This window comes from Oscillibacter sp. CU971, from assembly GCF_905219725.1.
In the GTDB taxonomy this organism is placed as follows: domain Bacteria; phylum Bacillota; class Clostridia; order Oscillospirales; family Oscillospiraceae; genus Oscillibacter.
On sequence record NZ_CAJMXG010000118.1, the window covers coordinates 1 to 8,807 of the forward strand.

Here is an 8,807-nt window from a genome sequence, read left to right on the forward strand (position 1 = left end):
GTATAACGACCCCTTCTGCACAGTTGTATTTCCCAGCATATCCCCGGTGCAATTTAATTTTGTCCGGCAGAGGTTCGCCACTATTTTCTCCGCCATGGAGGATTTATTAAATCTAATGGAAAGGACTATGAACAAATGAGCTATCGAAAAAAACGTCATGCCTCCAAAACAGAGCCTTTGGAGCGTCAGACCACCATCCCCGAAGTGAAGTACCACAACCCTGGCGTGAGCCGTGACCTCTCCACTGCAAAGCTGACCTCCGGCCTACCCTATCAGCGGCCCGTGGAGACGGAGGATGTGGACAAGCTGATCGCCAAGTGGAACCCCTGTCTGCTGACCCCCATTGTGGTCAGCTTCCGGGACGGCAACTTTAACGTAGTGGACGGCCAACACCGGATCGCCGCTATGCGAAAGATGGCGGGTGGCGGGGATGTGATCGTCCCCTGCATCATCTACACCGGCCTGACCTATGAGCAGGAGGCCGAGCTGTACTATATGCTGGACCAGACCAGAGGAAAACTGCGGCTGGGTCATGCGACCAAGGCCCTGGTAGAATCCGGCGCAAATGCAGAGATCATTGATGTGAAGCAGCGGGTAGAGGACGCTGGCTTTACTTGGGCACTGGACCGGCCCACCGGAGAACCCTTTGAAATTTCCACCACCCGCGCCGTTATCAACGCCTACCGGCTCCTGGGCGGTGCGGCCTTCTCCCGTATGCTGGGCCTGATTGCCGGGGCGTGGCATGGGACCCCCAACTCCCTTAAAGCGTCCATCTTCTCCGGCATGGCTCTATTCGTCAAGACCTATGAGACGGAGCTGGTAGATCAGACGTTTATCAAGCGGCTGTCCGCCGTTGACCCGGATGAGATCATCCGGCGCGGCAAGGTGGACTTCTCCACCAATAAAGCCGCCCTGCGGTTTGCCCGTGTCATTCTCAGTAAGTACAACAGCCAGCAGCGCGGAGGCCGCAAGCTCCCTTACCGCTTCAAGGGCTGATACATCACAAATCGCCGCAGGCCGGGAGGTCTGCGGCGGTGTTGATTCATCGCAGAGGAGGTACAAACATGGAACCGTGTGCTTATACCATGGAACAGATCAAGGCTATGCAGAATGTGGATATTCGGACAGTGGACCCCGCCGGACTGCGGGATATTCGGGAAGTGAAGGTCAACACCGATTTGCCCAAGCAGGAGCGGATTCTGGACTTCATCCGGCAGATCGGTAATCCCTACTGCTACCGCCACGGGAAATATGTTGTGAAGGTCAGTTTTACCGACACGGATGTAACCCTGGAGGACCGGATGCTCTCCTACATACGCTCCAAATGCTGACACAAACTTTTTTGCAAAACACTCTGGACATTGCCGGGAAGTTATGTTAATATGGCGGCAACAGGACAAACCGGCGCTCCCCTGGTTGTTAAAGTGTTTTGCTGATTGACTTTAACAATTAGGAGAGAAGAATATGAAAATTTCCGCTGAACAGGTATGGAATACCTGCGGTTACGTTCGCCTGTCCCGCGAGGACGGCGACAAGGAGGAAAGCAACAGCGTCACGGGTCAGAAGGATTTGATCCGTGACTACATGACGCGCCACCCGGAATTGCGGGAGTGCGGCATGAAAGTGGATGACGGCTACACAGGGTCCAATTTTGACCGTCCGGCATTTCATGAGATGATGGCCGAGGTCAAGGCTGGCAAGATTAACTGCATCGTGGTCAAGGATTTGTCCCGCTTCGGCAGGGACCACTTGGGTGTGGGGGAATATCTGGAACAGTTATTTCCTTTCCTGGGTGTGCGTTTTATCGCAATCAACGACAACTATGACAGCCTGCACAGCAACGAGGAATCTGATGAGCTGGTCATCCCGTTCAAAAACCTCATAAACGAGGCATATTGCCGGGATACCTCGGTGAAAACACGGAGCCAGCTTGAAATCAAACGCCAGCGCGGAGATTTCATTGGCTCTTTTGCTGTTTTTGGCTATCGGAAGGACCCGGAGAACCGCCACCGCTTGCTGGTAGATGAATACGCCGCCGGTGTGGTGCGGGACATTTTCAAATGGAAGCTGGAAGGGATCAGCGCGGGCGATATAGCTGACCGCCTGACGGCGGAGGGCATCCTCACTCCCATGGACTACAAGCGGTCCCAGGGGATGCGCTACTCCACGTCCTTCCGGCTGAAAGAGGAATCCGTGTGGGATGCCGGGATGGTGCTGCGGATTCTGAAAAATCCGGTCTACATCGGCGTGTTGGAGCAGGGGCGCGTGACCACCCCCAGCTACCGGGTGAAGCGGCTGGTGGTGAAGCCCCGTGAGGAATGGGCGGTGGTGGAAAACTGCCACGAGGCCATTATTGACCGCTACGACTTTGAGACGATCCAGAAGGTGCTTGCCTTGGACACCCGCACCAGCGTCAGCGGCAGGGCGGTGGAACTGTTTTCCGGTATGGTGAACTGTGGCGAGTGCGGCGGGGCCATGATCCGCAAGACGGTTTCCTCCGGCAAGAAGAAGTATGTCTATTACGTCTGCGCCGCCCACAAGAACGAAAAGAGCTGCTTTGCTCACTCCCTGCGGGTGGAGGTGCTGAACGAGATTGTATTGGAGGCTTTGAAAAAGCACATTCAAGACGTGATCGACCTCTCTGACCTGCTGGAACTGACCGACACGGCCCAGCTTCAGCAGGCAGGAATGCGGAAACTGCAAGGCCGTTTGGAGAAGAAGCGGGAAGAAATCGACCGCAATCAGGCCCTTTTGCGCTCCCTCTATGAAAGCCTTGCTGACGGCGTGATCGACAGGAACGAATACCAGGACTTAAAAAAGACCTACTCCCGCCGCCGCGCCGAGGCAGAGGAACAGGCCGAGGCCATTCAAGAGGAAATGAGCCGGGAAATGGGCAATCTCTCTGAAGGCCGGGACTGGATAGAGCAGTTTCGCAAGTACCAGAACATTGACGCTCTGGACCGCACGATGATTGTTTCTTTGATTGAGCGCATTCTGATTTTCCGTGATCGCAAGGTTGAGATTGTCTACCGCTGGCACGATGAATTTCAGTGGCAGGTAGATTTGCTCCGGCAAGCAGCCCTTCCTGGAAGGGAGGCGGTCTGAGGTGGCGAGGACGAAACGCAAGGTCAATCCCATTCTGCCGGTAGCGGTCCCCGAAGAAAAGCCCAAGCGGGTATATCAGGCGGGCGGCTATGTCCGGCTGTCGGTGGAGGACAGCGGAAAGCCCGGAGCGGACACGATTATCAATCAGCAGGAATTGATTCAGAGCTACATTGACAGCCAGCCGGATATGCAGTTCTATGACCTCTACTGCGACAACGGACGGACAGGGACCAACTTTGACCGCCCGGAGTTCGAGCGGCTGATGGAGGATGTGCGGGCTGGGAAAGTGGACTGCATTGTGGTCAAGGATTTATCCCGGTTTGGCCGCAACTATCGGGAAACCGGCAACTATCTGGAACGGATTTTCCCACTTCTGGATGTGCGGTTTATTGCTGTCAACGATAATTTTGATACGCTGACTGCCGAACGGTCCCAGGACGGCTATATTGTGCCGCTGAAAAATATCATCAACGAGGTTTACAGCAAAGACATTTCCAGGAAGCTGCTGCCCGTATTCGCGGCAAAACAGCGGAACGGGGAGTTTATCGGAACCTGGGCGATTTACGGCTATCAGAAATGCGCTGACGATCATCACCGGATTGAGCCGGACCCGGAGACTGCGCCGGTGGTCCGGGAAATGTTTCTATGGCGGTTCTCCGGCATGAGCTATCAGAGCATTGCCCGGAAGCTGAACGAGCGGAACGTCCCTTCCCCTGGCCGGTATCACTATTTGAAGGGAAATTCAAAATCCGAACACTATGCCAACACAATTTGGAATGTATGCTCCGTTAAGAACATACTGTCCAGCGAGATTTACCTGGGACATATGGTGCAGGGAAGGAAACGATCCGGGCTTTCTGAGGGCAGAAAGACCTGCCGTGTACCAAAATCCGAGTGGGTGATCGTTCGCAATACCCATAAGCCGCTGGTGGAGGAAGAAATCTTTCAGGTGGTTCAGCAGATGGCTGAAAGAGCCAAAACCACTTACCACGAGCGGCAGGGGAAATATGACACGATGGGGACCACCCCCAATATCCTCCGAAAGCTGGTCTACTGCGCGGACTGCAAGCGGCCCTTGGTACGCTACAAAAATGTGAACAGCAGCAAGGGGATACGCTACTACGTCTATATCTGCCAGTCTCATGCCGATCATCCCGCTTCCTGCCCCAAGAAGTATTTCCATGAGACAAAGCTGATTGAAATTCTTTGGGACACCTTGCGGCGTGAGATCGCCCTGGCTGAAAATCTGGACAAGTTGGTGCGCCAGTACAGTAAATCCGCAAAGGCGGTCAGCCGTGAGGCGGAAGCCAAACGGGAGATTGCCACCGCGAAGCAGGCTTTCAGACGTGCGGAAATGCTCTATGACAGTTTGTACCAGAATTACGCCGACAAGCTGATGACTGAGCAGGAGTACACGGAGATGAAGCGGCAGTACCGCTCTGATATGGAGCGGGCGCAGGCCCGGTTGGAGGAACTGGAACAGCGGCAGAGGGACGAACGGCAGCGGACCACGGAAAACCCCTGGCTTACCGCCTGCGATCAATTCAAGGAAGAAACCGCGCTGACGGAGGCCATGGCCCACGCACTGATTGAGCGGGTGGAGATTGACGCAGAAAACCGCGTCAGCATTACGCTCCGTTACCGGGATGAGTATAATTCCCTGCTTCGGTTGTTGGCGGCAGCGGGAGAGGCGGTGCCCGTATGAGTGGCGTCACCGCAAAATATATCCGGCTGTCCGCAGAGGACAACGATTTAGGTGAAAGCGGAAAGACCGAATCCAACAGCGTCACGAACCAGAGAAACTTGCTGGATGCCGTTATCAGCCGTACCCCGGAATTGGCGGATTCCCATGTAGTCGAGTTCTGTGATGACGGATGGAGCGGCAAAAACTTCGAGCGTCCCGGCTTTCAAGCAATGATCGCCCAGGTGCGGGCGGGGAAAATCCAATGTATCGTGGTGAAGGATTTATCCCGGTTTGGCCGTGATTATCTTACAGTCGGCAACTACATTTCCAGCGTATTCCCCTTCCTGGGAGTGCGGTTTATCGCCGTCAATGATGGCTTTGACAGCATCCGGCCAGCCGATATTGACAGCCTGGAAACCTCCTTTAAGGCCCTCATATACGACCTATACAGCCGGGACCTGTCCCGGAAGGTGCGGAGCGCAAAGCGTTTCCGCGCCCAGCAGGGAGACTTTCTTTCCCCTTTTGCTCCCTATGGTTACGTCAAGGACCCGGCTGACAGAAGCCGCCTTGTGATAGACCCGGAGGCGGCGGAGACGGTGCGGCGTATTTTTCTCATGACGGCGGACGGCCAGAGGAAGGAACAGCTTGCACGACAGCTCAACGCGGAGGGCGTACCTACTCCCATGCTTTACAAGCGGGCGGCTGGGTGTACCCGTACCAAATGGAACAACCTGTTTGACGAAAACTTTTGGACGGGCAGTCTGATTTACGGCATCCTGCGGGATGAACGCTATGTTGGCAGGATTGTCTATGGAAAGCATACTCGTGACCGGATCGGTCATGCCCATGTGGTTCGGGTTGACCGTGAGGACTGGATTGTTGTAGACGATACTCATGAGGGTATTGTTACTCAGGAAGAATTTGACCGCGCACAGGCGGCAATACGAGCCTTGGAACGTAGAGCGGTCAAACATCATAGGCATCCCTTGCAGAAGAAAATCCACTGTGGAATCTGCGGCTATGCCATGAGCCGGGTACAGGGGTCAGCGCCGTATTTCGTGTGCCGTACTTCTCGCATGAATTCCGCCTATACTTGCAGGGAGAGGATACCCGAAGCGGACATTCTGGATACTGTGTCCGAAGGGCTTCATGTGCAGGCGTTGATAGCGGTGGAACTGAGCCGGTTATGGGAGGAACAGTGCCAGGGCCGGAAAAAGGATATTACCGCCACGAGGAAAAACCTCGCGGGACTGCGGGAGAAACACCAGCGGCTTTCCCAGCAGGTCAGCGGCCTCTATGAATCCTTTGCATTGGGCGAGATCAGCAAGGCGGAATATCTCACCGCAAAAGCTGCCGCCGCAAAACAGCGGGATGATGCCGCTGTCCAGATCACCGAGTTGGAGGCCGCACTGGAGAATATGGACACGGACGGCAGCTTGCGGAACGGTTTTGTTTCTGCTTTTGGGAAGTATCTGGAGGTGAAGGAAATTACCGATGAGATTGTGGCGGATGTTTTGAAAGAGGTCCGCATCCACCCTGGTGGGCGAATTGAAACCGTCTGGAATTACCGGGACGAGTTGAAAAAACTGATGCTTGATTTGCAAGGAGATCATCAGAATGGAGAATAAAAGAGCCTGGATTTATTGCAGGGTCGCACACCCTGACGCACACGCGCTGGCGGCTCAACAGGCCAGTCTGGAGGCATATGCGGAAGTACATGGCTTTAAGATTGTGGGCACGACTGCCGAACAAGCCAGCGGATTAGACTTCTCCCGCCGGGGGCTGGCCGAGGTTTCCGGCGCGGTGGCCGCTGGGGACATTGACCTTCTGCTGGTAGCAAACCTCTCCCGCTTGGGGCGGGATGTGGGAAAGACAGACACTTATCTGCGCTGGCTAGAAGATTGGTTTGTTGAGGTGGTCTGTGCTGACGGCACTGTGCCGCAGATGACCACCGAGATACTGCGTGAGCTGATGAAAACAAGCAGGGTAAATTGAACGTAACACAAAGGGGATTCTCCATCTGAGGACTTGGATGGAGAATCCCCTCGCAAAATCAACTCGCTTGCCATGAAATCGAGCCAATTTCTCATATTCGACATTGTTCATAGTTTATTTACAATTTATTTTTGTTCCGTGCTTGACATTGGCGGACAAGGGATTTTCCGGTAAGAACACGGACCGCCCCCGCTTCCAGGAGTTAATGGCCGACATCAAGCGGGGCCTGATCCGCCGGGTGGTGGTCTACAAGCTGGACCGTATCAGCCGTTCTATTCTGGACTTCGCAACCATGATGGAGCTGTTCCAGCAATACAATGTGGAGTTCGTTTCCTCTACGGAAAAGTTTGATACCTCCACCCCCATGGGCCGGGCCATGCTGAACATCTGCATTGTGTTTGCCCAGCTTGAACGGGAAACGATCCAGAAGCGGGTAACGGACGCCTACTATTCCCGTTGCCAGCGTGGTTTCCACATGAGCGGCGCGGCCCCCTACGGCTTCAAGCTGGAGCCCACCACCATCCAGGGCATACGCACGAAAATGATGATCCCGGACCCCGACACGGCGAATATCGCCCGGTTGATGTTTGAAATGTACGCCGAGCCGTCCACGTCATTCGGAGATATTGCCCGGTACTTCGCCCAGGAGGGCATCCTGGTGTATGACAAGGAGCTGCGCCGGGGCTTCATTTCTCAAATGCTCCGCAACCCCATTTACGCCCAGGCTGACCTGGAGCTGTACGAGTTCTTCAAGGGGCAGGGGGCCGTGGTNGTNANCGAGGCGGCGGACTTCGCCGGGACCAACGGCTGCTATCTCTACCAGGGCCGGGACGTGCAGGAACGAAAAAACAAGGACTTGAAAAATCAAATCCTTGTGCTGGCCCCCAGCGAGGGCATTGTTCCCGCTGATACCTGGCTGCGGTGCAGGAAAAAGCTGATGGCGAATATCACGTTCCAGGGCGGGCGCAAGCCGAAAAATACATGGCTGGCCGGAAAGATGAAATGCGGCCACTGTGGGCGGGCGCTGAAAAGCCTGGGCAACCGGGCCGGAACCCACTACCTTTATTGCACCAAGCGGGCGGACAATATGAGCTGCGAGGGCTGCGGGACGCTTCGGACGGCAGAGTTTGAGCAGTTTGTCTATGAGGCTATGGTGCATAAGCTGTCCGAGTTCCAAACACTGACCGCCCAGACCGAGACAGTCAACCCCAGGCTGACCGCCTTAAACGTGGAACTGGCCCAGGTGGAGGACGAGATCGAAAAGCTGTTGAACACCCTGACCGGGGCCAGCGCGGTTTTGATGTCCTACGCCAACGGGAAGATTGAGGAGCTGGACACCCGCCGTCAAGGGCTGATAAAGGAGATTGCCGCGCTGAACGCTGAAAGCGTCTCCCCGCAAAAAATCGAGTACCTGTCCTCCCACCTGGGGAATTGGGACAACATCGACTTCGACGACCGACGGCAGGTGGCCGACATCATTCTCTCCCAGGTCCACGCCACCGCTGACCGTGTGTCGTTTGAGTGGAAAATCTGATTTCTTACCCCCAGCGCCCTATTCAATGGTGTGTTTACCATTGTCAAGCGATGTTTGATAGTTGGATTGTACCAGCTCAGCAGGGCAATTGATATTCTCAGAGAATTTATATCCATCCTGAAGGAGGAATTAAAAGACGAGTAAAAGAAGGTGGCCAGCCTTTAAAACGGGTTGGCTACCTTTCTTTTTATTCATGTGTTAGGCTAGTTGAAATTTTAAGGGCGTTGAAATAAGCATTTTTGTATTCGAGGTAAATTTTCAATAAGGAGAGTTTACCATGAGTACACACGAGCAGGAAAAAGAGGTTGAGGTCATTAAAGCTTTTGAATATGGAAGATTCAAGGTCACAGTCAGTCAGATTAAAATGACTGACGCAGAAAGAGAGGTAGAAAACAACAGAATACGAAAACAGTTTATGATGGCTCGGTCTTAATTGACCGAGTTATTTTATTTGAAAACAGGTCTTGACAGTTAAGTGTATCTCTGTCA

At 54.2% G+C, this 8,807-nt stretch carries 7 protein-coding genes and 1 pseudogene; all 8 read left to right on the forward strand.

The annotated features are described in order from the left end of the window. The first annotated feature begins 135 nt into the window (after positions 1-135). Complete coding sequence (locus tag JX325_RS09435; protein ID WP_204790900.1) at positions 136-996, forward strand: DUF6551 family protein; 861 nt, start codon at positions 136-138, stop codon at positions 994-996. Between the two features lie 68 nt (positions 997-1,064). Beyond that, on the forward strand, positions 1,065-1,331 hold the full coding sequence (locus JX325_RS09440) for a DUF6870 family protein (protein WP_204790901.1): 267 nt from the start codon (positions 1,065-1,067) through the stop codon (positions 1,329-1,331). Between the two features lie 133 nt (positions 1,332-1,464). Further along, the gene (locus JX325_RS09445) at positions 1,465-3,105 is read left to right on the forward strand and encodes a recombinase family protein (protein WP_204790902.1); all 1,641 of its coding nucleotides are present in this window, start codon (positions 1,465-1,467) and stop codon (positions 3,103-3,105) included. Position 3,106: 1 nt separating this feature from the next. Next, positions 3,107-4,810, forward strand: a complete 1,704-nt coding sequence (locus JX325_RS09450; protein WP_204790903.1) for a recombinase family protein — start codon at positions 3,107-3,109, stop codon at positions 4,808-4,810. Next, complete coding sequence (locus tag JX325_RS09455) at positions 4,807-6,417, forward strand: recombinase family protein (protein WP_204790904.1); 1,611 nt, start codon at positions 4,807-4,809, stop codon at positions 6,415-6,417. Before JX325_RS09450 ends, JX325_RS09455 begins: the two co-directional genes overlap by 4 nt. Beyond that, the gene (locus JX325_RS09460) at positions 6,407-6,784 is read left to right on the forward strand and encodes a recombinase family protein (RefSeq protein ID WP_204790905.1); all 378 of its coding nucleotides are present in this window, start codon (positions 6,407-6,409) and stop codon (positions 6,782-6,784) included. Before JX325_RS09455 ends, JX325_RS09460 begins: the two co-directional genes overlap by 11 nt. Positions 6,785-6,923: 139 nt before the next feature. Continuing rightward, positions 6,924-8,318 (forward strand): annotated as a pseudogene (locus JX325_RS09465) (recombinase family protein); the annotation flags it as partial. A 277-nt stretch (positions 8,319-8,595) separates the two neighbouring features. Next, complete coding sequence (locus JX325_RS09470) at positions 8,596-8,751, forward strand: hypothetical protein (RefSeq protein WP_204790906.1); 156 nt, start codon at positions 8,596-8,598, stop codon at positions 8,749-8,751. The last annotated feature ends 56 nt before the right edge of the window (positions 8,752-8,807 follow it).